General features: G+C 52.8%; 19 protein-coding genes and 9 tRNA genes. 11 read left to right on the top strand and 17 right to left on the bottom strand.

Going from position 1 to position 24,959, the window contains the following annotated elements; genetic code table 11:
- Positions 1 to 117: 117 nt before the first annotated feature.
- A complete protein-coding gene (spoIVA, locus tag H8699_RS05205; RefSeq protein WP_249284782.1) occupies positions 118 to 1,596 on the top strand; it encodes a stage IV sporulation protein A in 1,479 nt (492 codons plus the stop codon).
- A gap of 101 nt (positions 1,597 to 1,697) precedes the next feature.
- Positions 1,698 to 3,059, top strand: coding sequence for an RsmB/NOP family class I SAM-dependent RNA methyltransferase (locus tag H8699_RS05210; RefSeq protein WP_249284783.1), 1,362 nt, complete (start codon positions 1,698 to 1,700; stop codon positions 3,057 to 3,059).
- A 161-nt stretch (positions 3,060 to 3,220) separates the two neighbouring features.
- On the opposite strand, the gene H8699_RS05215 is transcribed toward H8699_RS05210, so the two are convergent.
- The 8 genes from H8699_RS05215 to H8699_RS05250 form a co-directional block, all read right to left on the bottom strand.
- Positions 3,221 to 3,307, bottom strand: a tRNA-Leu gene (locus tag H8699_RS05215).
- A gap of 12 nt (positions 3,308 to 3,319) precedes the next feature.
- Positions 3,320 to 3,404: transfer RNA gene (locus tag H8699_RS05220), tRNA-Tyr, on the bottom strand.
- 4 nt (positions 3,405 to 3,408) lie between these two features.
- Positions 3,409 to 3,484 (bottom strand) — tRNA-Thr (locus H8699_RS05225).
- A 60-nt stretch (positions 3,485 to 3,544) separates the two neighbouring features.
- Positions 3,545 to 3,620, bottom strand: a tRNA-Phe gene (locus tag H8699_RS05230).
- Positions 3,621 to 3,624: 4 nt separating this feature from the next.
- A tRNA-Asp gene (locus H8699_RS05235) sits at positions 3,625 to 3,701 on the bottom strand.
- Between the two features lie 5 nt (positions 3,702 to 3,706).
- Positions 3,707 to 3,783: transfer RNA gene (locus tag H8699_RS05240), tRNA-Ile, on the bottom strand.
- Positions 3,784 to 3,799: 16 nt separating this feature from the next.
- Positions 3,800 to 3,874, bottom strand: a tRNA-Glu gene (locus H8699_RS05245).
- Between the two features lie 10 nt (positions 3,875 to 3,884).
- Positions 3,885 to 3,961: transfer RNA gene (locus H8699_RS05250), tRNA-Pro, on the bottom strand.
- A 231-nt stretch (positions 3,962 to 4,192) separates the two neighbouring features.
- On the opposite strand from H8699_RS05250, the gene miaB reads away from it, so the two are divergent.
- Genes miaB through H8699_RS05290 form a run of 8 tightly spaced genes read left to right on the top strand, consistent with a single transcriptional unit; the run spans position 4,193 to position 13,566 of the window.
- A complete protein-coding gene (gene miaB, locus H8699_RS05255) occupies positions 4,193 to 5,605 on the top strand; it encodes a tRNA (N6-isopentenyl adenosine(37)-C2)-methylthiotransferase MiaB (protein WP_249284784.1) in 1,413 nt (470 codons plus the stop codon).
- 30 nt (positions 5,606 to 5,635) lie between these two features.
- Positions 5,636 to 6,040 carry a YlbF family regulator gene (locus tag H8699_RS05260; protein ID WP_249284785.1) on the top strand — a complete coding sequence of 135 codons (405 nt, stop codon included), beginning with the start codon at positions 5,636 to 5,638 and terminating at the stop codon, positions 6,038 to 6,040.
- A gap of 43 nt (positions 6,041 to 6,083) precedes the next feature.
- Positions 6,084 to 8,714 (top strand): DNA mismatch repair protein MutS, encoded by a 2,631-nt coding sequence (gene mutS, locus H8699_RS05265; RefSeq protein ID WP_249284786.1) that lies wholly within the window; start codon positions 6,084 to 6,086, stop codon positions 8,712 to 8,714.
- 3 nt (positions 8,715 to 8,717) lie between these two features.
- Positions 8,718 to 10,721, top strand: coding sequence for a DNA mismatch repair endonuclease MutL (gene mutL, locus H8699_RS05270; RefSeq protein WP_249284787.1), 2,004 nt, complete (start codon positions 8,718 to 8,720; stop codon positions 10,719 to 10,721).
- Complete coding sequence (miaA, locus tag H8699_RS05275; protein ID WP_249284788.1) at positions 10,705 to 11,670, top strand: tRNA (adenosine(37)-N6)-dimethylallyltransferase MiaA; 966 nt, start codon at positions 10,705 to 10,707, stop codon at positions 11,668 to 11,670. Before mutL ends, miaA begins: the two co-directional genes overlap by 17 nt.
- 24 nt (positions 11,671 to 11,694) lie before the next feature.
- Positions 11,695 to 11,952, top strand: a complete 258-nt coding sequence (gene hfq, locus H8699_RS05280) for an RNA chaperone Hfq (RefSeq protein WP_147517920.1) — start codon at positions 11,695 to 11,697, stop codon at positions 11,950 to 11,952.
- Between the two features lie 37 nt (positions 11,953 to 11,989).
- Complete coding sequence (locus H8699_RS05285) at positions 11,990 to 13,282, top strand: methionine gamma-lyase family protein (protein ID WP_249284789.1); 1,293 nt, start codon at positions 11,990 to 11,992, stop codon at positions 13,280 to 13,282.
- A 59-nt stretch (positions 13,283 to 13,341) separates the two neighbouring features.
- A complete protein-coding gene (locus tag H8699_RS05290; protein ID WP_249284790.1) occupies positions 13,342 to 13,566 on the top strand; it encodes a hypothetical protein in 225 nt (74 codons plus the stop codon).
- 32 nt (positions 13,567 to 13,598) lie between these two features.
- Here the strand turns inward: H8699_RS05290 and H8699_RS05295 are convergent, their stop codons facing one another.
- Entirely contained in the window at positions 13,599 to 14,735 is a 1,137-nt protein-coding gene (locus H8699_RS05295; protein ID WP_249284791.1) for a tyrosine-type recombinase/integrase, read from the bottom strand.
- Between the two features lie 300 nt (positions 14,736 to 15,035).
- On the bottom strand, positions 15,036 to 15,515 hold the full coding sequence (rnhA, locus tag H8699_RS05300) for a ribonuclease HI (protein WP_138295905.1): 480 nt from the start codon (positions 15,513 to 15,515) through the stop codon (positions 15,036 to 15,038).
- 203 nt (positions 15,516 to 15,718) lie between these two features.
- Here rnhA and H8699_RS05305 point away from each other — a divergent pair.
- Positions 15,719 to 15,793 (top strand) — tRNA-Trp (locus H8699_RS05305).
- Between the two features lie 147 nt (positions 15,794 to 15,940).
- Here H8699_RS05305 and H8699_RS05310 read toward each other — a convergent pair.
- The 7 genes from H8699_RS05310 to H8699_RS05340 all read right to left on the bottom strand — a co-directional run bounded on the left by H8699_RS05310 (position 15,941) and on the right by H8699_RS05340 (position 24,945).
- On the bottom strand, positions 15,941 to 18,937 hold the full coding sequence (locus tag H8699_RS05310) for an EAL domain-containing protein (protein WP_249284792.1): 2,997 nt from the start codon (positions 18,935 to 18,937) through the stop codon (positions 15,941 to 15,943).
- 32 nt (positions 18,938 to 18,969) lie between these two features.
- The gene (locus tag H8699_RS05315) at positions 18,970 to 20,436 is read right to left on the bottom strand and encodes an extracellular solute-binding protein (protein ID WP_249284793.1); all 1,467 of its coding nucleotides are present in this window, start codon (positions 20,434 to 20,436) and stop codon (positions 18,970 to 18,972) included.
- 197 nt (positions 20,437 to 20,633) lie between these two features.
- Entirely contained in the window at positions 20,634 to 22,097 is a 1,464-nt protein-coding gene (locus H8699_RS05320) for an oxaloacetate decarboxylase subunit alpha (RefSeq protein WP_249284794.1), read from the bottom strand.
- A gap of 15 nt (positions 22,098 to 22,112) precedes the next feature.
- Positions 22,113 to 23,291, bottom strand: coding sequence for a sodium ion-translocating decarboxylase subunit beta (locus tag H8699_RS05325; RefSeq protein WP_249284795.1), 1,179 nt, complete (start codon positions 23,289 to 23,291; stop codon positions 22,113 to 22,115).
- A gap of 43 nt (positions 23,292 to 23,334) precedes the next feature.
- The gene (locus tag H8699_RS05330) at positions 23,335 to 23,703 is read right to left on the bottom strand and encodes a biotin/lipoyl-containing protein (protein WP_138295910.1); all 369 of its coding nucleotides are present in this window, start codon (positions 23,701 to 23,703) and stop codon (positions 23,335 to 23,337) included.
- A 55-nt stretch (positions 23,704 to 23,758) separates the two neighbouring features.
- Positions 23,759 to 24,067 carry an OadG family transporter subunit gene (locus tag H8699_RS05335; protein WP_249284796.1) on the bottom strand — a complete coding sequence of 103 codons (309 nt, stop codon included), beginning with the start codon at positions 24,065 to 24,067 and terminating at the stop codon, positions 23,759 to 23,761.
- Between the two features lie 281 nt (positions 24,068 to 24,348).
- Positions 24,349 to 24,945 (bottom strand): tRNA (mnm(5)s(2)U34)-methyltransferase, encoded by a 597-nt coding sequence (locus H8699_RS05340; RefSeq protein WP_249284797.1) that lies wholly within the window; start codon positions 24,943 to 24,945, stop codon positions 24,349 to 24,351.
- Positions 24,946 to 24,959: the final 14 nt, after the last annotated feature.

A 24,959-nucleotide genomic window follows, 5' to 3' on the forward strand; every position in this document is an offset into this window, starting at 1 on the left:
TTTTGCTGCCCATAAAAAGCGCGCGATTATTTCAAAATCCATGCATGCAGCCAGTCCTTGGCACATAGGAATAGAAAAGACAAGACCATGGGGAAATGCTAAGGGAGGGGTTTTGGGATGGAAAAATTTGACCTTTATTCAGATATCGCGCAGCGCACCAACGGGGATATTTATATCGGCCTGGTCGGGCCGGTGCGCACCGGCAAATCCACCTTTATCCAAAAATTTATGGACCTGATGGTGCTGCCCAACGTGCAGGACGCCTACGCCCGCGAACGCGTGATCGACGAGATGCCCCAAAGTGGGGCGGGACGCACGATCATGACCACGCAGCCCCACTTTGTCCCGAACGAGGCTGTGGCTGTAGAGGTGCAGCAGGGCGCTGTCCTAAAGATCCGCCTGGTGGATTGTGTGGGTTACCTGGTGCGCGGCGCGCTGGGCTACACCGAAGATGGGGAAGAGCGCATGGTGCGCACGCCCTGGTTTGAACAGGATATCCCCTTTAAAGAGGCGGCGGAGATCGGCACGCGCAAGGTGATCGCCGATCACTCCACCATCGGCATGGTCATCACCACGGACGGCAGCATCACGGATATTCCGCGCCCGAGCTATATCGAAGCGGAAGAGCGCGTGATCGCCGAGCTGAAAGAGCTGGGCAAACCCTTCGTGCTGGTGATGAACACCATCCACCCGGAGGAGGAAGAAACGCAGAAGCTGGCCGAGACGCTGGCGCTGAAATACGATGTGCCGGTCAAGGTACTAAACGTCATGCAGATGACGCTGGACGACATCCTCTCGATCCTATCCGATGTGCTCTTTGAATTCCCGCTGACCGAGATCGCCTTTGAGATCCCCCGCTGGATCCAGGTGCTCTCGCCGGAGCACGAACTGGTAGCAGAGCTGCTGGATACCATCCGCACAACGTCTGAGGATATGTCCCGGGTACGGGATTATAGCCAGTTCCTGGAGGCCTTTAGCGAATCAGAGCGCATCACGGGCGTTGAGATGGGCGATATTAACCTGGGGCAGGGTAAGGTCACGCTGGATGTCGTCACCCAACCCTCGCTGTATTATCAGGTGCTCTCTGAAGAGTGCGGCTTCCCGGTGGAAAACGAATACTGCCTGTTTGCGTTGCTCAAACAGTTAGCGGCGGCCAAACAGGAGTACGACCGGGTGGCGGAGGCCATCCGCAGCGTACGGGAGACCGGGTATGGCCTGGTTTCACCTACGCTGGAAGAAATGCGGCTGGAGGAGCCGGAGATCGTCAAGCAGGGCGGCCGCTTTGGCGTAAAGCTCAAGGCCAGCGCACCCTCGCTGCACATGATGCGGGTAGATATCGAAACCGAGGTATCTCCGGTAGTAGGGACGGAAAAACAGAGCGAGGAGCTGGTCAAATACCTGCTATCCGAATTTGAGAACGATCCGCAGCAGATTTGGCATACCAATATTTTCGGCAAGTCGCTGCACGAGCTGGTCAAAGAGGGGCTGTCTAATAAATTAGCCCGTATGCCTGAGGATGCCCAGATGAAGATCGCAGAGACTTTACAGCGCATCATCAACGAGGGCAGCGGCGGATTGATCTGCATCCTGTTGTAAGCCTTATTCACTCAAAGCGGAGCCCGAAAAAAGGGCTCCGCTTTTTGCCGCCTCCGCCGGGTTATGATATAATACCCCTGAAAAAAGGAGGGATACGCGCGATGGGATTTGACGATGCGATGCGCGCGCTGCTGGGAGAGGCTTATCCAGCCTATGAAGAGGCGATGCGCGCCCCGGCGGTCAAAGGACTGCGTTTCAACCCTTTAAGAGGAGACCTGGTTAAACTAGAGGCGCTATTGCCTTGGCAGGGGCAGCCTGTGCCCTGGTGTCCGGAGGGGCGCATTCTACCGGAAGGTATACGGGCTGGGCGGTACGCGCTGCACGCTGCCGGCGTTTATTATTTGCAAGAGCCCAGCGCCATGGCGCCCGCCGTACAGCTGAAGGTGCAACCGGGCCAGCGGGTGTTGGATCTTTGCGCCGCGCCGGGCGGTAAATCCGGACAGTTGGCCGCGGCCTTACAGGGAGAGGGGCTGCTGATCGCAAACGAACCGGTCATGAGCCGGGCACGCGTGCTGGCGGAGAACCTGCAGCGGCTGGGCGTTGAAAATGCGATCGTAACGGCAGAAAAGCCGCAGATGTTGGCAAGGCGCTTCCCGGGGTATTTTGACCGTATTTTGGTGGACGCGCCCTGTTCGGGAGAGGGCATGTTCAGGCGAAATCCGGATGCGCGCCAGGAATGGCAGGAGGGGAGCAATGCAGGCTGTGCGCTGCGCCAATCCGAGATTCTGGAGGCGGCTTATCAAATGTTGAAACCCGGCGGGAAATTGGTTTACTCCACCTGCACTTTTTCAACGATCGAGAATGAACAGGTCTGCCAGGCTTATCTGGATGCGCATGCCGACCTGTCGCTGGAAGAGGTGCCGCTGTTCCCGGGATGGGAGATGGGGTTCGGCGGCGTCGGCGCGCGGTTATATCCTCATCGCCTGCAGGGCGAAGGGCAGTTTTTAGCTGCCTTTATAAAGGCGGACAAAGACGGGGAGGAGGAGCGCGAACCGGATAAGATAAAAGCCGTTTTACACAAACCCTCGCGCGCCATGGCGGATTTTTTTGCCGCCGCATTGCCAATGCGGCCGCTTCCAGAGCGGGTGATTTGCTGGGGACGGCAATGCTTTGCGTTGCCGCAAGATGCGCCGCCGTTAGATGGGCTTAAAATCGTTCTCCCCGGCCTTCAGCTGGGCGAAGACCGGGAACGGTACTTTATTCCTGCACATGCTTTGGCATTGGCTACGGCCCCGTTTACGTCCGCACAGGGGCCATTGCTGAATTATGCTGCCGAAGATGCGGAAATTCTGCATTATCTGCGGGGAGAGACCTTTAGCATCTCAAAAGAATTGGAGGGGTGGCATAGGATCGCCGTGCAGGGATTTCCCATCGGTTGGGTCAAAGCCGTGCAGGGGAGGGCGCAGAACCATTTGCCCAAAGGGCTGCGGCTGACGGGTGAGATTGCTTGGCGCTATGCCTAAGGGGAAAGAAGAAGTTATAGGAGAAAAAAGCAACGCACTAAACGCACTAAAAGAAAAAAGAGCGCAAGCGGTTCTTCACGCGAGCGCTCTTTCGCTTTGAAGCGAATATTTAAGAAGTAGAGGGTAAAAGGAAAACAGACCAGATATAATCTGGTCTGTTCTGGTGCGAGACACAGGACTTGAACCTGCATGAAGTTGCCTTCACATGGACCTGAACCATGCGCGTCTGCCAATTCCGCCAGTCTCGCATACGGAATTAATGGTGGAGGGGGATGGATTCGAACCATCGAAGTCGAAGACGGCAGATTTACAGTCTGCTCCCTTTGGCCGCTCGGGAACCCCTCCATGTTGGAGCTGGTGATGGGACTCGAACCCGCGACCTGCTGATTACAAATCAGCTGCTCTACCAATTGAGCTACACCAGCAGGAGTAGGAACGAGAACTATTATATCACAAAGCTTTCCGTTTAGCAAGTGTTTTTTTATTGGTGCCTCAGAGTGGAATCGAACCACCGACACAGGGATTTTCAGTCCCTTGCTCTACCGACTGAGCTACCGAGGCAAGGTGGCGACCTGGAAGGGGCTCGAACCCTCGACCTCTAGCGTGACAGGCTAGCGTTCTAACCAACTGAACTACCAGGCCATAAATGGTGGGCCTTCAGGGACTTGAACCCCGGACCAACCGGTTATGAGCCGGCCGCTCTAACCAACTGAGCTAAAGGCCCATGACCGCAAGAAAAATGGTGACCCCTAGGGGAATCGAACCCCTGTTACCGCCGTGAAAGGGCGATGTCTTAACCGCTTGACCAAGGGGTCATGCCTATACTGGTCGGGGTGGAGGGACTCGAACCCCCGGCCCCATGCTCCCAAAGCACGTGCGCTACCAAACTGCGCTACACCCCGGGGCTATTCGCTCGCACTTGCGCCAGCGACGAATATAAATATACAACAAGACTTGCGGCTTGTCAAGGCAAATTTACAAAAAGTTCCGCCTTATTTCTCGCTAAAAATCTATATCCATCTTGCTATTGGGGCCGGCGCCTGTCGAATGATGGAAAAACTTGCGAAGGCGGCCCTTTGCGCTTATAATATTATATTGTAACGATATAAAATGTGGGGAAAGTGAGGCTTTGCATGCCGCAGATAGAGGAGCAATATACCGCCGATAGATTGGCCGGCGATATGGCCTGGGTGATGAGCCGGCTGCCGGAAGGTAAATGCAAATATAAAATTGAAACCTATGGCTGCCAGATGAACGCGCACGATTCTGAAAAGTTAGCGTTCATGCTGGATAGCATGGGTTATATCGAAGCCGGAAACGGCGAAGAACTAGATTTGATCATATTCAATACCTGCTGCGTCAGAGAGCATGCGGAATTAAAAGTGCATGGCAATGTGGGCGCGCTGCGGAAGCGCAAAGAGGAAGATCCGAATCTGATAATAGCAGTTTGCGGGTGCATGATGCAGCAAAAAAGCGTCGCCCGCGACCTGGTCAAGAAATATCCGTTTATCGATATCGTATTTGGGACCCATAATCTACACACTTTCCCGGCGCTGCTGCGGCGGTGCCTGGAGGGGGAACCGGTGCGGGAGGTTTGGGAGCATAACGACGCTTTGGCCGGCTCGAATCTGCCGGCCCATCGCAAAGATGGGGTAACGGCCTATGTCAACATCATGTATGGGTGCGATAACTACTGTACCTATTGTATCGTCCCTTATGTGCGCGGACACGAGCGCAGTCGGCCGCATGCCGAAATTCTGGAGGAAGTCTCACGAGTGGCGGCGCAGGGATATGGCGAGATCATGCTGCTGGGGCAAAACGTCAATTCCTATGGGCACGGTATGGCGGAGGAGTGGGATTTTGCCGGACTGCTTGAACAGATCAGCCGGATCGAGCCTGTAAAACGCATCCGCTTTATGACGTCCCATCCCAAAGATCTGTCGGACCGGCTGATTGAAGTCATGGCTTCTAACCAGAAGGTATGCAGCCAGCTGCATCTGCCGGTACAGTCTGGCAGCAGCGACGTTTTACGCAGCATGAACCGGCGCTACACCCGGGAGGATTACCTGCGCCTGGTGGACAAGCTGCGCGGCCGCGTTGGAGAGCATATTGGGCTTACGACCGATATTATCGTAGGTTTTCCCGGAGAAACGCAGGAGCAGTTTCTAGAAACGCTCTCCTTGGTACAGCAGGTACGCTATCACGCCGCCTATATGTTCATGTATTCCCCACGTCAGGGGACGATTGCCGCGCAAATGCCCGATCAGATCCCGGAGGCCGTTAAAAAAGAGCGGCTGCATCAGCTGATCGAGCTGCAAAATAGCATTACCGGCCAAATCCATCAGGGCCTAATCGGTAAGGTGGAGCCGGTTTTGGTGGAATCGCGCTCCAAACGGGACGCGCATGCGGTATCGGGGCGGACGGATGCCGGGCGCATGGTCACCTTCCCGGGCGGGGATGACCTGATCGGCAAGATGGTTCCTGTCAAAATTACACAGGCGAACCCCAATACCCTGGGGGGAGAACGGATCGACGAGGCTTTTTAACCATAACGTTTAAGAAAGAGGTATAAGCAAATGGGTGAGATGAAAGAAGTATACGAACACGCACAGTCTTTGGGGCAGGCTTTGGCCGATTCCCCGATTTTTACGCGTATGCAAACGGCGCAGGCCGCAGTTGAACTGAGCGGTGTAGCCAGCGCCTGCATCGCCCTTTACCAAACCAAGCGCAACGAATTGCAGCAGTTGATGGCCACTGCCGGCGCCACGCCGGAGCAGATCCATGCGGCCAGCGAGGATTTGGAACTGGCGGAAAAAGCCTTAAACGAGAATGACGAAGTAAAAGAGCTGCTGGAAGCCCAGGCGGCTTTCCAGCAGATGATGAAACAGGTCAACGCACTCATCGGCTTTTACGTAGGCGGCTCCGCCTCGGGCGAGGGGAGCTGCAGCGGGTCCTGCGAGAGCTGCGCCGGTTGCCACTAATTAAAGAAATGAACGCTGCAAAGGATGAAATTAGGAGAAAAGAATGGCTGAACTGACCCCTATGATGCAGCAGTACATGCGCACCAAGGAAGAATATAAAGACTGCATTTTGATGTACCGTCTGGGCGATTTTTATGAAATGTTCTTTGACGATGCGCTGGTCGCTTCCAAAGAGCTGGAGATCACCCTGACGGGCAGGGATTGCGGACTGGAAGAACGGGCGCCCATGTGCGGCGTCCCCTTTCATGCGGTAGACGGGTATGTCAACCGGCTCATTGAAAAGGGATACAAGGTAGCCATCTGTGAACAGATGACGGATCCTGCCGAGTCCAAGGGCCTGGTTGAGCGCGAGGTCCTTCGGGTGATCACCCCGGGTACGGTGATCGAAACAGCCATGTTGGACGAGAAAAAGAATAATTACCTCGCCTTCCTCCATAGCGACCGGGATGTGGCCGCCATGGCGTGGAGCGATTTGTCCACCGGCGAATTCTCGGTGCGCACCTTTGCCATTGCAGACGGATGGGAAAACCTGTTCGTCAATGAACTGTTCTGTTTGCAGCCGGCCGAGATCCAGGCCAGCCCGTATATGGCCGAGAGATTAAAAAATATCGAGTGGCCGCGGCAGATCCCCGCGCTGCACATAGCCCCGGAGGAGGATTTTACCGACCCTGAGGCGCGCAAGGCGCTTGAAAAACAGTTTGGCCGCCAGCCGCTGGAGGAACTCAATTTAAGCGATGCGGCCATCCAGTGCTGTTGGGCGATGCTGCATTATCTTTATCAGACCCAGAAGCGCTCTCTCAAGCACTTTGGGCGCATATCCGTCCAGGGAGACCAAAGTTACATGGTTTTGGATATGGCGACCCGGCGGAATCTGGAGCTTACGGAGACCATGCGCAGCCAGAACCGCAGAGGTTCGCTTTTGTGGCTGCTGGATAAGACGCAAACGGCGATGGGCGCGCGCTGCTTACGCGGATGGATCGAACACCCGCTCATCCAACAAAAGCCGATTTTGGAGCGGCTGGATGCGGTAGAATGGTTTACCGAAAACCTGATGCTGCAAGATGAGTTGAGCGCTTATCTAAAAAAGATATATGATATTGAGCGTTTAGCCGCGCGGATCGCCTACGGTTCCGTCAATGCGCGGGATTGTCTGGCGCTTTCGCAATCCCTGGCGGTATTGCCCGAGATCATCAGCCTGTTACAGGAGGCGCCGGTGACACTGATCCAGACGCTGTGCGGGCGGATCGACCCGTTCACCGAGGTGACCGATCTGCTTAACAGCGCTATCGCACCGGAGCCGCCCATCTCCGTGCGGGAAGGCAAGATGATCGCGCCGGGTTATAACGAGGAGCTGGATGAACTGCGGGCGGCGTCCGCGCACGGCAAAGAATGGATCGCCGCGCTTGAGGCCTCCGAGCGGGAAGAGACGGGGATCAAAAACCTCAAGATCGGCTTTAACAAGGTATTTGGCTACTATATTGAGGTGACCAAGTCTAACCTTGCTCAAGTGCCCTACCGCTATGTGCGCAAACAGACCCTGGCCAATGCCGAGCGCTATATCACCCAGGAACTCAAAGAAATGGAAGAGACGATCTTGGGGGCGGAAGAAAAGAGCGTGCGGTTGGAATATGTGCTCTTTACTGGCGTTCGGGATTATTTAAACGAACAAGTGCCGCGCTTCCAACAGACTGCAAAGGCCCTGGCTGCCATTGATGCGCTATGTTCTCTGGCCCAGGTTGCCCGCGAAAATGGGTATGTAAAACCGGATATAGATGAGTCTGGCGTATTGGATATCAAACGCGGACGCCACCCGGTGGTGGAAAAGACGCTGTCTAGGCAGCAGTTTGTCCCCAACGATGCGTATCTGGATCAGGATGAGGGTCGTTTGGCCATCATTACCGGGCCGAATATGGCCGGTAAAAGCACCTTTATGCGCCAGGTGGCGCTGATCGTACTGATGGCGCATATCGGTTCCTTTGTGCCGGCTAAACAGGCGCATATTTGCCTGGTGGACCGAATTTTTACCCGCGTGGGCGCCTCGGATGACCTGGCCGCCGGGCAAAGTACCTTTATGGTAGAGATGCACGAAATGGCCGAGATATTAGCCCAGGCGACCAGCCGCAGCCTGCTGATCTTGGATGAGATCGGGCGGGGGACCAGCACATTTGATGGGCTCAGCATCGCCTGGGCGGTGGTGGAGCATATTTGCGACGACCAGATCCTGGGCGCTAAGACCCTGTTTGCCACGCATTATCATGAGCTGACAGAGCTGGAAGGGCGCCTGCCCGGCGTTAAAAACTATTGCGTAACGGTGCGCGAGCATGGGGAAGACATCATATTCCTGCGGCGCATCAAGCGCGGCGGGGCGGACCGCAGTTTTGGCATACAGGTGGCCCGTCTGGCGGGCCTGCCGGAAGATGTGTTAAAGCGCGCCCGCCAGATCTTAAAGCGGCTGGAAGAAGCGGATATCAACAACGGTTCTATCGGGGCCAATATCCTGGCGGCTCCCGGCGCATCTTCCGCGCAGATCGATCTCTTCGTACCGGTGCAGGCTGCGCCGGAGAGCAACCCTGTCGTCGAGCAGCTGCGGGATATGGATATCGGAAACATGACGCCGGTAGAGGCCATCGGCGTATTGTATGACCTGCAACAACAGGTTTTGGAAAAGGAGTAGAGCATGGGGCGGATCAACGTACTATCTAAAGAAACGGCGAACTTGATCGCCGCTGGCGAGGTGGTTGAGCGCCCGTCTTCTATCGTCAAGGAATTGGTTGAAAATGCCTTTGATGCCGGAGCCAGCGCCGTTACGGTGGAGATTCGGTCCGGCGGCATACAGATGGTGCGCGTGACGGACAATGGCTGCGGTATGGATGAAGAGGACGCGCTGGCCTGCTTTAAAAGTCATGCCACCAGCAAAATGCGCGATGCGCAGGAGCTGGATCATATCCGTACAATGGGTTTTCGCGGCGAGGCGCTGGCCTCTATCGCCGCGGTTTCCCGCGTGACGCTGCGCACCCGCATGCAGGATAGCGATATCGGCACGCAGGTGCGGATGGAAGGCGGTACGCTGATCGCCAAGGAAGAGGCGGGCTGCCCGGAAGGGACGACGCTGATCGTTGAAGATCTGTTTTATAATACGCCCGCCCGTCTCAAGTTTTTAAAGCAGCCCCGCAGCGAAGCGGGATATGTCTCCGACCTGATCGCGCGGCTGATCCTAACGCACCCGGAGATCGCGCTAAAGTTCATCGTGGACGGGCGGCTGATCTACCATAGTCCGGGCGACGGGGACCTCAAAAGCGCGGTTTATACCGTTTATGGCCGAGAGGGAGCAACGGGCGTATTGCCCGTTGCGTTGGAGGATTCGGGCATTAGCATCTCCGGGTATGTTGGCTTGCCCAGTCTGGCGCGCGGCAACCGCGCCAGGGAGACCTTTATCGTCAACGGCCGTTATGTGCGGGATGCCATCCTGGCTAATGCGGTAGAAACGGCGTATGATACACGCTTAATGATCAACCGCTTTCCATTTTTTGTGCTTTGCATTGTGGTCGAGCCTGAGGAAGTGGATGTCAACGTCCATCCCAATAAACTGGAGGTGCGCTTTCGCAATCTAGATGTGGTGCGCGCGCAGGTGCACAGTGCAGTGGTTAACGCGCTGCAGGCGCAAACCGAGGCGGCAAGGCCCCGGTTGCGGCCGCAGCCCGAAGCGGAGCTCCCTAAGGGTACTTGGATCCCCTCGCGGCGGGATGAGGTGCAAGACAAAAGGCAAGGCCAGCAGACCACGCAAGCGGAAAACCGTCAGGAACCGGCGCCCCTTGGTGAAAGGTCTGCACCTTTCACCCCGCAGATGCCGCCCAAGCGAGAATACAACCGGGATTCAACGCTTCATCTGGCCGAGTTATTGAAGCAAAATATCGCCGCCCGTACAGGACCGGCGAAAACCTCCCTGGGGGAAGGGGCTGGGCCGGAGGTTCATGTCACAAAGGCTAAGGTGGAGGCGCTGCGCACAGACGTTGCGCCGGACCGGGCGCTGCAGCAAGAGCAGGTCGTCTTAACGCCGGAGCCGGATGGAAAAGATGCTACAACGGTCTTAGAGCCCACGGTCTCCGAGCGCAGCCGGTTGATTGGCACGGCTTTTGAAACGTATATCATTTTGGAGATGGACAAGCGCGTACTGCTGATCGATCAGCATGCCGCGCATGAGCGTTTGCTTTACGAAAAGTATACGGCCCAGATCGAGGCGCAGCAGGTCGCCAAGCAGCCGCTGCTGGTCCCTGCTGTGGTTACGCTTACGCCCAGCGATAAGGTGCGGCTTTTGGAAAAGCAGGACTGGTTCAGCCAGCTGGGATTTGAGATCGAGGATTTTGGGGATAATGCTATCCAGATACGCACGGTTCCTTTGGTGATGGGGAATCCGCAGCCGCAGAGTTTTTTTAACGAGCTGTTGGATCGCAGCGACGATATGCGCGTGCGCGCTCCGCTGGATCTAAAGCGGGATCGGATTGCGCAAATGGCCTGCAAGCACGCGATCAAGGCGGGAGACAGCCTGTCAAAGGAGGAGATCAACGCATTGCTTGCGCTGATCGAAAAGGAAAAGACGCCGTTGACCTGCCCGCACGGACGGCCGATTTTTATCGCGATTACGAAAAGTGAGCTGGAGAAACGATTTGGACGCATACAGTAACAGAAAAAAGCCGGTAGTCGCCCTGGTGGGGCCCACGGCGTCCGGCAAAACGGCGTTATCCATTGCTTTAGCTAAGGCGACGGGCGGCGAGATCGTCTGTGCGGATTCCATGCAGATCTATCAGGATATGAATATTGGTTCGGCCAAACCTACGCCTGAGGAAATGGCAGGTGTTCCGCACCATATGTTATCGGTAGTATCGCCCTTTCAAAGTTTTTCCGCCGCCGCGTACCAGGAGATGGGACGCCCTATCCTAGAGGACATTGCCGCAAGAGGCAAGCTCCCGCTGGTCGTAGGCGGCACGGGCCTGTTTATCGATGCGATCCTGCGGCCAATGACCTTTGGCGATGCGCCTGCCGACCCTGCGCTGCGCGCAAAGCTGGAGGCGGAAATTGAGCAAGAAGGGATCGCGGCGGTTTATAAGCGGCTGATCCGGCTAGATCCTGCTTCGGCGGAGCGCATCCATCAAAATGACCGAAAGCGCATTGTCCGCGCTTTGGAAGTCATACTCCTGACGGGGAAGCCTCTGCCGCCCAGCCGCAAGTTGTACTTGCGTAAACCTATGGTGTATAATACAATTATGTTTGCACTCGATTGGCCGAGGGAATGCTTATATCAGCGCATCGACCAGCGAGTTGACCAAATGCTCAAGGTCGGTTTGCTTGAAGAAGTTTCCCATTTAAAAAAGATGGGATGTAATTCTCAAATGCAATCCATGCAGGGGCTGGGGTATAAAGAACTGTTGGGATACCTGGACGGCGCTTGTTCGCTGGAAGAAGCGGTCGCTCAGATCAAACAGGATTCCCGGCGGTATGCCAAACGGCAGATCACCTGGTTCAAGGCCGATCCGCTTGTGCAATGGTTGCCGGGCCAGCAGCCCGTATCCAGTATGGTGGATACGGTGCTCGCGGCTTTAAAGGCATATGAATTTGATTCCTCGAACGATTGAAGTGAAGATAGGAGTTTGACTGCCATGACGAACGCTAAAAATACCACAAATTTACAGGACCTGATGCTCAACCAAATCCGCAAAGAACATATACCGTCAACGATTCATCTGGTCAATGGGTTTCAGCTGCGCGGCCTGGTGCGCGGCTTTGATAACTTTGTCGTCCTGTTCGAGTGTGACGGCAAGCAGATGATGATCTATAAACACGCGATCTCCACTGTTACGCCGCAGCAGGCGATCATGGTCAAGGATTTAATGAATACCCCTGCGTCTGAAGATTAAAACAGGGTAGAAGGCGTCAGATGAAGAAGGGATAAAAATGACAATTTCAGATAGCATGCAAGCCATCGGCGCGCTGTGGCATATCTCGCCAGCCGTATTAGAGGCAGTTTCAAAGGCGGAAATGCGCGCAAAGCGGGCTCAGTCGTTGATCGATGAGGTCGCAAAAGTCAATCAGGCCAGGGTGCTGGCTGCATTTCAGAAGGAAAAAGTCGCCCTGCGCCACTTTGCCCCGACCTCTGGGTATGGCTACGATGATACCGGCCGGGATACGCTGGACGCTTTATTTGCGGATGTTTTAGGGACGGAAGACGCCCTGGTGCGCCCGCAGATCGCCTCTGGCACGCACGCGCTGGGCCTGGCGCTGTTTGGCCTGCTACGCCCGGGCGATAAGATGTTTTCCATCGCCGGGGCGCCTTATGATACGCTGGAAGATGTTATCGGCATGAAGAGCAACCGGGATGGCTCGCTGTCTTCCTGGGGGGTTGGTTATCTGCAGTCTGCGCTGAACGATGAAGCAGAGTTCGACCTTGAATATATTCGCCTGTGCCTGGAAAAAGAGGAAAGTATTCGGCTAATCTTCATCCAGCGCTCGCGTGGCTATGCCTGGCGCCCCTCCTTATCCGTGCAGAAAATCGATGAGGTGATCCGCTATATCCGCCAGATTCGGGATGATGTGTGCATTGTAGTGGATAATTGCTATGGTGAATTTACCCAGACACGCGAACCACAGGCCGATGTGCTGGTGGGTTCGCTAATCAAGAATCCCGGCGGCGGTCTGGCGCCAACCGGCGGTTATATCGCCGGCAAGAAGGCCTGCGTCGAAAAAATCGCAGAACGGTTTACTACGCCGGGGATCGGCAAAGAGGTGGGTTCTTATTATGCCAGTTATCAGCCCTTTTATCAGGGGCTGTTCATGGCGCCGACGGTCGTTGCCGCCAGTTTAAAAACGGCAGAGTTATTCGGCCATCTTTACAGTAACCTGGGCTTTGATGTGCTGCCCAAGCCGGGCGACAGCCGCTACGATATCATCCAGTCGATCCGGTTTGGCGCGCCTGACCCGTTGATCGCTTTTTGCCAGGGGATACAAACCGCATCCCCGGTGGATAGCTTTGTGGTGCCTGAGCCTTGGGATATGCCGGGCTATCAGCACCAGGTCATCATGGCCGCGGGCGCCTTCACCCAGGGCGCTTCTATTGAGATGAGTGCCGACGGGCCCATCCGCCCGCCCTATACCGCCTATTTTCAAGGCGGGTTGACTTATGAGCATGGGCTGCTGGGCGCATTGGTCAGCCTGCAAAAAATGGTCGACCAAAAAATCGTTAAATTATGATCTTATAACCGAACGGACCGACAGTTACGGCAGGGTAGAGAAGGGGGAGTGCTGCTTTCATGAAAAACCCAAGCGCAGCTGATCAGCCAAAATACTGTATTTTAGACGAAGAAAAGATTTGCGATGATTGCGGCGAGTGCGACCGCTGCGATCTGGACCCGAATAAAATCTGTGATAATTGCTGCCATTGTATCGACACGGATACTGATTATGGTGAGATCGAAATCGATGGCATCTATACGGATATCGAGAGCATCGAGCAGATCGAGGAAAAAGAGAGCTAAATACTATATAATTGAAAAAAGGGCGGAGATGATCAATCTTCGCCCTTTTTTTTATTACTATTATCTTGATTATGGTCGAGTTCCATTTTGCTACCGCCGTCCTGTTCGTGAGCGCTTTGACGCAATACCACGGCCCTAGCAGCGCTGCGGCGCTGATCCTCCGCGATTGCGGCGTAGTGCCTGCGCGTGGTATTCACGTCGCTGTGGCCCAGTACATCTGCCACCAGATAGATATCGCCGGTTTCCCGATAAAGGGAGGTGCCGTAGGTGCTCCGCAATTTATGCGGGGTTATTTTCTTTAACGGCGTACTGGCTGAGGCGTATTTTTTAACCAGCTCCTGTATGCTGCGGTTGCTCATCCGGCGTTTTTGGATGGACAGAAACAGCGCGTCCTCGTGCCCTGGGAGCGTGGTTATCTCGCGGCGCTGCGCCAGATAATGGGTCAGTGCATCGTTCACCTCGTCGCCGAAGTAAATAATCGCCTCTTTGCCGCCTTTTCGGATGATCTTGAAGCAGCGATTATGAAAATCGATATCCGATATATTTAACCCTGTGCACTCGCTAATACGGATGCCGGTTCCTAGAAAAACTGTTAGAATGGCTACGTCGCGCACCTTGGTATAACGGTGATACTGCTTTTGCTTATCCGTTAGCACGGTGCCCGTTTCAACACTATCCAGCAAACGCGCAACCTCGTCCGGCTCTAAACGGATGATCGCCTTATCGCGAATCTTCGGGGTCACCATCAGCGATACGATGTTGCTTGAGATCTGCTGTGTCCGGTAATAGTATTTGAAAAACGAGCGCAGAGAGGCCAACTTTCTCGCTTTGCCGCGTTCCTGATTTTCGTGCTCATGTTCGTCTTTTTCGTAATAATTCAGGTAATCCAAATACATCTCCAGATCCGCCAGGGTAATGGCCTCCAAATCCTTAACGGTCAAAGCCTGCATATCCTTATCCTGAAAATAAGGAATATCTTTTAGCAGATAATCGAAGAATACGCGCAGATCATAAGCATAATTGATGCGCGTCAATAAAGTCGTTGTCGACTCGATGCCGATAAAGTAATCAAAACAGAAGGGCGGCAAAGAGAGCATTAACTTGCGCAATTTTTCGATCTGGCGGCGTCTCAGGGATTGCTGCGCTTTCTTTTTTTGCTGATCGGCCATAATCCACAGCCTCCAATGCTTCCACAGCTATGTGCTGTGGATAATTGTGGATAACCGCGAGTTTTCCACAGCTTCAATTATAAGTTATCCCGTCTTTTTTGTCAATACTCTGCGTAAAACTTGTGTTTTGCGCAGAGTTATAAAAGTTCACAAAGAGGGATCGCGCTCCTCTGCTCAGCTTATGCTGATGCAGCGCTTCCAACATTTAGCTTTCTTAGGCAAATGAAAAAGCACGTCGGGTTTTTAACCGCAAACGTGCTTCACTTTCTTGACTTGTTTGTAAATCCCTCTAAAAGAAACTTAGTCGATCTCGATGGCTGGCGCCTTCTCCTGAACGGATAGATGGCGATTTGCTTTGATCTGCCCGCGCGCCATTTCATCGCAACGATTATTTAGCGGGTTGTCCTGATGTCCGGGTACCTTAACCCATTCTACGCTGTGACGCTGGGTTTCAGCTAAAATCGCGCGCCATAGGTCTTGATTCTCAACCGGCTTTTTAGTGCTGGTTTTCCAGCCGTTACGCTCCCAGTTTTTGAGCCAGCCTTTTTGAAAGGCATTGATCAAGTAGCTGCTGTCCGAGTGTAATTTTACCGTGCAATTTTCCTTTAGTGCTAAAAGCCCCTGCAATGCAGCGAACAGCTCCATTCGGTTATTGGTCGTATCCGGAATGTACCCACTCAGCTCTTTCGTGTGTGGGCCATATTGTAAAATAACCGCCCATCCCCCGGGCCCCGGGTTCCCCGAGCAAGCTCCATCCGTATATACGACGACCTCTTTCATGATTGCTCTTTACATCCTTTCAACGCACTCTAACATACCTGCTTATTTTATCAGTTCACGCAGCTTAAGGCAATACTATTGTTTTTTTTATGAGCGCCAAACTATTTAAAATTGCGTGCAAATATATATTGAATTTTGTATAGGCTTTTATTGACATAAGACCTATAGAATGATATAATTTTATACGTTGCAAGGCCAATTATAGGGGCATGATGTAATTGGTAACATGGCAGTCTCCAAAACTGCTCTCGAGGGTTCGAGTCCTTCTGCCCCTGCCAACGGCATTTGCGCCGTATTGGGTACCGTCATTTACTTCGGTAAGTGGCGGTATTTTTATATTCAAAGTGGCCAGGCACTGTAATGCTTTTTAATTGCAAAGCCAAAGGCACTTACAGTAGTGCCTTTGGCCGATTTCATTATGCTATTTATACTTCGCGCTGTGCCTGACGTATTTCATTTAAAACCCGATTGCTTATTTGCGCCGCATGCGGGGCGGGCTCACCTAAATAGTAACCCTGTAAGTAACTCACGCCACAGCGTATCAACGTATCCATTTCGCTGCGGGTTTCCACTCCTTCGGCAATCACCTGAATACCCCGTTCCCTGGTGTAGGAGAGTAAATTGCTCAAAATCTTTTGCCTATCTTCGTCGATATCGATATCCCGAACGATGGACATATCGATCTTGACATACTGAGGAGATAAATAAAGCAGCATCGCTTCCCCATTATAGCCTGTGCCATAATCGTCCAGCGCTAATGCGGCGCCCCATTTTTTTGTATATTCCTTTTTTAGCGTGACAAATACATCGTTTTGCTTTTCCTCTTCCGTTAGCTCCACGACGATGCGCGACAGATAGCGCTCATAACGTTTTTCAAAAAGCGCAAGATCCTGCAAGGAAAGGGTTTGGTTGGCGATGGAATTGATAAAGATATGGCAGCTGCCCTCTACCCCCTCCAAGTTAGCAAAAGCATCCATTGCATTAAACCAGGTCAGCCGTTCGATTTGGTATAGCTTGGATTGTGAACGCGCCAGCGTTAAGATCTCCTGAGGCGTAATCAGAGAAGCCGATTTTGAGCGAATCAACGCCTCATAGGCAAAAATCTTTCCATCATGCGCGTCTACAATAGGCTGAAAATGGTACTCAAATAGCTTTTCTTCGATAAATCGGTTGATCTCTTCACTGTTCTCCAATATATAAGAGCCTGCCTGATATTCATTCCGGTCAAACTGCCGAACTTCGCCTTTTACCGTATGCTTGACGGTGTACATGGCAAAATCCGCAAAACGAATGAGCTCTTCATAGGTGTTTGCATCCTTCGGGTACCAGGATACGCCCGCAGAAGCTTTGACTTTAAACAGCGCATTATCTGGCAGCGGAAATAGCGTGTTGCTGATCTGCTCCCGCATATTTTGAATGGCAGAAAACGCGCGAGCCTCCTGTGCATAACCGTAGATGAATAGGTAGAACTCATCCCCGGAAACACGGGAAATTACCGCCCGGCGCGGTGCGTATTTTTTAAGCGTCCTGGCCATGCAGCGGATATATTGATCGCCAAAATCGTGCCCATAAGTATCGTTGATATATTTTAAATTATCTAAATCGAACATGACCATAGCGCTGCACTTCAGCTGGTCTTTATTGAGAAACAGTTGATCCAGCCTGGCATAAAACGCTCTGCGGTTGAGCAGATTAGTCAGCAAATCATAGTCGCGCTCGTATTCGATCTTCCGCTTTTCGATAACCTCTTGGGTAATATTTTCGATAATGCCATATATCTTGTTATCGCCTTGCTCAATCAGCTTCATGCGTACCCATTGCGATTGGCCTAGGGCGTCTTTGATCTTATAGATTTTTGCCCCTTCTGGCTCAATCGATTCTAAACAATCTTTTAACCCCTGCATGATTTGTGTAAAGGTGTCCGCATCTGTGTATCCATAATCCTTCTCGTTATCGTGCGCAATTCCCACGATCTCGAAAAAGTGTTTGGTATAAATAACGGTTTTTTCATCCTTCCTGTACTCAAACGCGCCAATCGCAACACTGGCGCTTTCGATGATCGCACTTAGCCGAGAAGCTGATTCAGCCACATTGCTGCTGAGAGATTCGACAGCGGATGCCAGCTCGTCGATCTCTGCGATCCGCGTTCGCTCAAATTTAACCGGCAGATGAGGATTGCTGCTGCGCACCTTTTTAACAAGCTGTGTGATCGGGCTGGTGACGATGCGCGTCATGATGACCACACTCAAAAGGCCGATCAACAACACAATGCCCACTGCGATCAACACCGTTTTTCGCATCGCCTCTGAAAAACTAAATAGCCTGTCCCCCTCCAGGATCCCTACCAGCCCCCATTGCTCGTCGACAAAGGGAGTATTGCTGTTATATAACTGAAAGTACTGGATGCATCCATAAACATCCTTAGTCATGTTGCCCTGCTTCTGGATCTGATGACAGGTGCCGTACTGCGTCTGTAAAGCGAAACTAGTCGTTTCTTCGCCGCCAATCTGCTGCTTATAAACCGGCCCGTTGGCCAGCAGATTCTCAAATACCAGCATTTCAGAATCATCAGCGGTATGTAGGCCTAAGAGGTAGGAACCCGTTTTATCGTTTGCAATTTCATCGTAGGGCAGCAACTTTTTAATATAGTCTGTCGAAATCTCCACACCTAATACGCCGTAAGTTTCGCCGCTTTCTGCGCGGAGCGGTACAGAATAAGTCATGATTTCGATGTCATTTGGCGATAAACGAAAGGGTCGGCTCCAATACCCCAGGTCGCCGTATTGAATATCCGGATATTCCTGAGCCGCACGATAGGGCTTATAATAAAAGTCGTAGGTAGTGTTTTCGGTTTGGGTTAAATCGAACTGCGGGCTCCAGTTGGTATCCATGGATATCCCCAGTTTCTGCGTAATTTCTGACGGCGCGACCTCAACCATTATATCGCTATCATCATCCGCATTGGACAACGGATCAAGATCGCGGAAGTATATCCCCGCTTTCTTATCCCCGGCCCTATCCGTATCCAGAATGAGGAAAGCACCGGTGACGGATTGCTTTCGCAGCATATATATTACGTTTTGAGAGTTCGCCTCAAGAATTTCACTCGCCAGCGCTGGATTATTTTCAATCTCGGCATAACTGGCCCCTTTGGCAGCTAACGTTTGGCTGGCGGCGCTTTGGATGGATTGAACAGAATCATCCAGTTTGGACCAGCGCTGGATCATCTCATTTTCCAGGTAGTTTTTACGGTTGATTACCCGCTCGTTCAAAATATCCACGGCATTTTGGTTCATTTGGTCCAATATACCGCCCAATATAATGCTTCCGCCAAACAGGCTCGTTTGGAGCAGCAGTACGACGATCATAGGGATCATCAGCTTGCGCATCATAGACGTGCCCTTGCCCTTTATATGGCGCATGCTGCTCCTCATCTCCTCTCGGCTGACTTTTTTTAGGAATTTACCGCCTCATCCAAATCCTCTTTCAACTGGGCAAACCAGGCATCAAAATTCTCATCCGTATCATATTGTGCGATGGCCTCCTCGCGGGACATTCCCCCGGCCATCAATTCCACAATAGCGTCCCTGTCGGCTTTAGCTTTGTCGATCATCGAATTCTCCAATACAGCACGGGCATTGGTTCCATTTTCAAAAGCCTTACTGGTATACAGCTCATATTCGTTTACCGTTTCAACGGCGACCGGCATGGAAACCTTAAGATTCTCCGTCACCGCTGAGGGCTCCAATTGATCCAGAGCGCTAAGCAGCAGCTCTGCGTCATTCGCCGCCGTCTTGACCGGCAGATAGCCAGATTCAATTGAAAAGGCGATGTTTCGCTCTTCCTGTGTAAACCATTTCAAAAATTCAAGCGACGCGCGCTCCCGCTTCTCGTCCGTCTTGCTTACGACCATGCCCGCCCCCTGCTGTACGGCAACCTTAGTGCCGTTTTCAAAACACGGCGTGGGCAATACGCTGACTTCAATAGGATAGCTTTCCTCGTCATTTACCACAACGTGGTCCGGAAAGTAGGCGGCACCAGAAGTAGAGCCGACCAGCGCAATTAAATCGCCCGTCTTTGCATCGTCTGAACGGAAACGCCCATAATGGGCAAAGTATCCGTTAATATAGGGAATATAAAAATTATCCCAAAGCTTGCGTAAGATTTCTTGATCGCAGTTAAGGCTGACCTTTCCGTCAGTCACCTGAAAAATTTCGGTTCCCAATTGCTTGCAGCCTATGATCATATAATTTGCCATCGCATCCCGCCCAAAAAAGGCCTTCCCATCATTCGGCTCGGGGGTCAGGCTATCCGTCCACTCATAATAAGCCTGCGCGGTTTTTGTCAACCCTTCGATGGTCGAAAGCGCATCTGTCGATGCGCCGGTTGCCTGTGCAAACTTGTCCCAATCGGTTTGGTTAAGCATAAATACTTCCGTAGATTTTGCCGTCGGAAAGATTTTTAGCTTACTCCCCTCGCCAATACGCCCTTCTTCCAGATATTCGGGAATATACTGCGCCAGCTCTTCTTCCGTCATATACTGCCCAATATCGGCAACCAGCCCCATTTGGTCGATCTGGTACGCGGTATCGGCATAGGCGGCGAAGATTTCAGGAATCTCGCCCATCCCTACTTTTTTATTGGCGGCATCTACTACTTTTTCAGTCAAATCATTTACGCTGCCCTGCCCGATGGTTTCGACGACGATCCCTTTTTCGAGACCCATCGTCTCGTTAAACTCACTCACCAGCGCATCAAACGCCATTTTTTGCGGTCCATTATAATAATGCCATACCTCAATCACAGTGGGATTTTCAGCATCCAGCTGGCCATTCTGTTCATCTTGCGGATTGCAACCCGGTACAAGGAACAGGCCGCAGCATAACGCCCCGATTAGAAATGTTGAAAAAATACGCTTCATACCCTCATCATCCTCGTTTCTCAAAATGCATCTGCCGAATGCCAAAAAACAAGCTATGGCACACGAGTGTACAATAGCATATTCAATTCATTATAGCATTTACTAAAGGGCCTGTCCATCGCTGCAGATTTTAATAAAAAGAAATAAAAGAGCTGCGCTAATGCACAGCTCTTTTATAAATCCGATTAATGCTACCCTTACTTAGGATAGACCTTTACATCCATGTTCACACCGATAGCTTTGCCCAACTGATAATTCGGCGCGGGCGCTTCGGCCTTAGGAGCCTCAGGGGCCGCAGCAGCAACGCTCTTGCCCTCCTGCTGCTCTTTGCGAGCTTTAAAGAAGTTCAGTGCCACCTGCGGGAAGAGCGCGTAGCTGAGCACATCCTCTTCCTGCTGAATCCACTCGGCGCACTCCGCGCGGTATTTATCCATCTCGGGCGGGATATCATCCGCCGGACGATGGGTAATCACGGGCTCATCGCCAATGATTTTCTTACGAACTTCCTCATTGACCGGAGCGGGCAACTGACCGTATTCGCCACGGAGCAACCCCTTGGTCTCCTTGGAGTTCATCTTATAGCGTTCCCCCATCAGCACGTTCAAAACCGCCTGCGTACCGACGATCTGGCTGGTAGGCGTCACCAACGGCGGATACCCCATATCCTCGCGCACACGCGGTACTTCTGCCAATACATCCATCAGCTTTTCGCTGGCATTTTGCTGCTTCAGCTGGGAGATCAGGTTGGAGAGCATTCCGCCCGGCACCTGATAAAGCAGCGTATTGATATCCACGCTCAGCACCTTGGGATCCAGGAACCCGTCGGCCTTCAGGCGATCGGCCACCTTGCGGAAGTGCACGGCGATCTCGCTGAGCTGCTGGAGATCCAGGCCAGTATCGTACTGCGTACCCTTAAGGGTCGCGACCAACGGCTCGGTGGCCGGCTGTGAGGTACCGTTGCCCAGCGGGGACAGCGCCGTATCTACGATATCCACGCCCGCCTCAATGGCTTTCATCAGCACCATATCGCCGGTACCACTGGTGTTATGCGTATGCAGCTGGATCGGCACTTTGACCTTCTCCTTGAGTTGTTTGACCAGCTCATAAGCATCAAACGGCAGCAAAAGGTTCGCCATATCCTTGATGCAGATCGAATCGGCTCCCATGGCCTCAAATTTCTGCGCCAACTCAACGAAATATTCCGTCGTATGGACAGGACTGATGGTATAGCTCATCGCCAACTGGGCGTGACCGCCGTACTTTTTGATGGACTTGACAGCCTGCTCCATGTTTCGGGTATCGTTCAAGGCGTCAAATACGCGGATGATATCGATACCGTTTTCAATGGACTTTTTCACAAACTCATCGACCACATCGTCGGCGTAATGCTTGTAGCCTAAGATGTTCTGGCCGCGCAGCAACATCTGCAGTTTGGTATTGGGCAGAGCCTTGCGCAATTGGCGCAGCCTCTCCCAGGGGTCCTCGTTCAAAAAGCGCAGGCAGGAATCAAACGTAGCGCCGCCCCACACTTCCAGCGCATGGTAGCCCACCGCATCCAGCTTATCGCAGATCGGCAGCATCTCATCTAAGCGCATACGCGTCGCGGCCTGCGATTGGTGCGCATCGCGCAGGATCGTATCGCAAATCAAAACTTTAGCCATAATTTACCTCCATGTTTATTTGGCAAACATAGAAAGGAATACGCCGGCGGCAACGGCCGAGCCGATAACGCCCGCAACATTCGGTCCCATGGCATGCATCAGCAGGAAGTTCTTGGGATTCTCCTTCTGTCCCACCACCTGAGATACACGCGCCGCCATCGGAACTGCCGAAACACCAGCAGAGCCGATCAGCGGGTTCACCTTGCCACCGGTGACCTTGTACATGATCTTGCCGAAAAGCACGCCGCCCGCCGTACCGAAAGCAAAGGCGATTAGGCCTAGGGCAATAATCAGCAACGTATCCGCCTGTAAGAATCGCTCCGCATTGGCGGTTGCGCCAACAGTCACGCCCAGGAAGATCGTAACGATATTGATCAGCTCGTTCTGCGCGGTCTTGCTGATACGATCCACGACCTTGGATTCGCGCATCAGGTTACCCAGCATCAGCATACCGATCAGCGGTGCGGCCGAGGGCAGTAACAAGGCGACAATAATCGTAACAGCGATGGGGAAAATGATCTTCTCTGTCTGAGAGACCGGACGCAGCTGCTCCATGATAACGTTGCGCTCTTTTTTGGTCGTCAGCGCTTTCATAATCGGCGGCTGGATAATCGGCACCAGCGCCATATAAGAGTATGCGGCCACAGCGATGGGCCCTAAATAGTCGGGAGCCAGCCGGCTGGTAACGTAGATGGCCGTCGGGCCGTCCGCACCGCCGATGATACCGATGGAAGCGGCAACGTTAACGTCAAAGCCCAGCAGCAGTGCGCCGATAAAGGCCACAAAGATGCCCAGCTGCGCGGCAGCGCCCAAAAGCAGGCTCTTGGGATTGGCGATCAGCGGACCAAAGTCCGTCATCGCGCCAATACCCAGGAAAATCAGCGGCGGATAGACGCCAAGTTTTACGCCTTGATATAGGTAATATAGCAATCCGCCCACCTGTTGGACCTGTGTTGTCCCATCCTCTGCGACATAATAGGTCGGCTCGGCCATCAGGCCGCCCATGGGCAGGTTGACAAGCAGCATACCAAAGGCGATAGGCAAAAGAAGCAACGGTTCATATTGTTTTACAACGGCCAGATAGATCAGCACACAGGAAACCAGCAGCATTACTGCCTGCTGCCAAGTAATGACAGAAAAGCCGGTATCCTGAGCGAATTTCAATAAAGTCTGGCCCAGATCGATATCAAACATTTTTCAACATCCTTTCCAAGGCCCTTACGTAAAGAAGGACGGATTATTCGATCGTAGCCAGCACATCGCCGGAGTTGACGGCAGCACCCTGAGCGATCTGCACGCTGGTCACCTTGCCATCGCAGGGCGCAAACAGCTCGTTCTCCATCTTCATGGCTTCCAGCACGAACATGACGTCACCGCTCTTGACCGTATCGCCAACCTTGACGTTAATGCTCAAAATGGTGCCCGGCATCGGCGCGGCCACCGTTTCCCCATTACCAGAAGCGGCAGGAGCAGCAGCAGGAGCCGGTGCGGCGGCGGGAGCGGGAGCTGCAGCAGGCGCAGCGACCGGAGCGGCAGCCGTGCCCGTTACTTCTTCAACTTCAACTTCATAAGAAACACCGTTAACATTCACAACAAACTTGCGCATTATGTGGTTCCTCCTCTAATTTACTCTAGGATAAATGCAGTGCTCGCAAACCGTTTTACTTATTGGGGATGATCTCACGAATCGAGCGAATCGCGATATGGCCCTGATCCAGACCCGTAAAGGCCGCAACCGCCGCTGAAATCGCCACCACCAAGCTCTGCTCAGCATTCGCAGCAGGCTTTGCCGGCGCTTGTGGTTTTACAGGTGTGTTAGCCGCTGCAGATGCAGCGGGCTGCTTGCCAGCCGTCATCTTACCGACGATCAGGCCCATGATCTTGATTAACAAGATTACGAGCAGAAGTCCGGCAAAGACGATGATCAAGCCAATTACAGCAACCGTCAAACCATACAAAAGTTTGTCCATACTCTCTTTCCACCTTTCCCTCTACATTTTGTTTAGGATACACCCTACGGATTGCTTATATAAAAGCCAGAATAGAATCCGTTTTGGGAAAGGCAGGTGCCCTTATCAAAAAAAGCCCCAACCTAGCCCAAATTCTAATATTCTACATTTAACCTTTTTTTCCTGCCTCTGGTCGATATTTTTTATTCTAAGGCCTGTTTTAAGCCACAAACGATTGTGCAGCCGCGTAAAATAATGTCTTTATCTTGTGGCATAAGCGTTAACGCTTTACAGTAGCCCTTTTATTTCCGCTCGATCAAAAACCATTGCGGGGCATTTTCTGTCTGGTTTGCAAAAACCAGATGCAGCGCCGTGTATTCGGCCTCCTTTAGCGTTTTAAGCCATTTAGTCAAGGCTTCCGCCTCTTGCCTGCCCTCAGTATGCCCCGGATACGCGCAGATCGATACGCGCCCGCCCGGCCGTAAAAGGCTGAGTGTCGATACAATGGCTTTTTGAGTAGAAGGCCAAAGCGTTTTAACGGCACGATCCCCGGCCGGAAGATAGCCCAGGTTAAACATACATGCGGCCACGGGCGCCTGTACATACCGGGCCAGGTGTTCATGGCTGTCCAAGATCAGTTGACAGCGGCCATCAAGCGCCTGCTCTTCCAGTTTTTCGCGCGTGCGCGTCAGAGCGAGCTGTTGTACATCAAAGCTAAAAACCCGCCCCAGCTCCCCCACCTGTTTAGCCAGAAAAAGCGTATCATATCCGTTGCCGGCGGTGGCGTCAATAACCTGCTCTCCCGGCTTTACCACCTGAGAGATAGCCCAATGGGAAAAAGCCCTGGCGCTTTCCGGCAGCGGCACGAGCCCGCTTTGACTTTCTTCTAATACACCCATCTTCTATATCCCCT

This window comes from Luoshenia tenuis (genome assembly GCF_014384745.1).
Classification (GTDB): Bacteria; Bacillota; Clostridia; order Christensenellales.

Excerpts from the sequence above, each read along its gene's own strand:
- H8699_RS05330 (WP_138295910.1), bottom strand. The coding sequence starts at position 23,703 with ATGCGCAAGTTTGTTGTGAATGTTAACGGTGTTTCTTATGAAGTTGAA.
- mutS (WP_249284786.1), top strand. The coding sequence starts at position 6,084 with ATGGCTGAACTGACCCCTATGATGCAGCAGTACATGCGCACCAAGGAA.
- spoIVA (WP_249284782.1), top strand. The coding sequence starts at position 118 with ATGGAAAAATTTGACCTTTATTCAGATATCGCGCAGCGCACCAACGGG.
- mutL (WP_249284787.1), top strand. The coding sequence starts at position 8,718 with ATGGGGCGGATCAACGTACTATCTAAAGAAACGGCGAACTTGATCGCC.
- H8699_RS05210 (WP_249284783.1), top strand. The coding sequence starts at position 1,698 with ATGGGATTTGACGATGCGATGCGCGCGCTGCTGGGAGAGGCTTATCCA.
- H8699_RS05340 (WP_249284797.1), bottom strand. The coding sequence starts at position 24,945 with ATGGGTGTATTAGAAGAAAGTCAAAGCGGGCTCGTGCCGCTGCCGGAA.
- rnhA (WP_138295905.1), bottom strand. The coding sequence starts at position 15,515 with ATGAAAGAGGTCGTCGTATATACGGATGGAGCTTGCTCGGGGAACCCG.
- H8699_RS05290 (WP_249284790.1), top strand. The coding sequence starts at position 13,342 with ATGAAAAACCCAAGCGCAGCTGATCAGCCAAAATACTGTATTTTAGAC.
- H8699_RS05310 (WP_249284792.1), bottom strand. The coding sequence starts at position 18,937 with ATGCGCCATATAAAGGGCAAGGGCACGTCTATGATGCGCAAGCTGATG.
- H8699_RS05315 (WP_249284793.1), bottom strand. The coding sequence starts at position 20,436 with ATGAAGCGTATTTTTTCAACATTTCTAATCGGGGCGTTATGCTGCGGC.
- hfq (WP_147517920.1), top strand. The coding sequence starts at position 11,695 with ATGACGAACGCTAAAAATACCACAAATTTACAGGACCTGATGCTCAAC.
- H8699_RS05285 (WP_249284789.1), top strand. The coding sequence starts at position 11,990 with ATGACAATTTCAGATAGCATGCAAGCCATCGGCGCGCTGTGGCATATC.
- H8699_RS05260 (WP_249284785.1), top strand. The coding sequence starts at position 5,636 with ATGGGTGAGATGAAAGAAGTATACGAACACGCACAGTCTTTGGGGCAG.
- H8699_RS05335 (WP_249284796.1), bottom strand. The coding sequence starts at position 24,067 with ATGGACAAACTTTTGTATGGTTTGACGGTTGCTGTAATTGGCTTGATC.
- H8699_RS05295 (WP_249284791.1), bottom strand. The coding sequence starts at position 14,735 with ATGGCCGATCAGCAAAAAAAGAAAGCGCAGCAATCCCTGAGACGCCGC.
- miaB (WP_249284784.1), top strand. The coding sequence starts at position 4,193 with ATGCCGCAGATAGAGGAGCAATATACCGCCGATAGATTGGCCGGCGAT.
- H8699_RS05320 (WP_249284794.1), bottom strand. The coding sequence starts at position 22,097 with ATGGCTAAAGTTTTGATTTGCGATACGATCCTGCGCGATGCGCACCAA.
- H8699_RS05325 (WP_249284795.1), bottom strand. The coding sequence starts at position 23,291 with ATGTTTGATATCGATCTGGGCCAGACTTTATTGAAATTCGCTCAGGAT.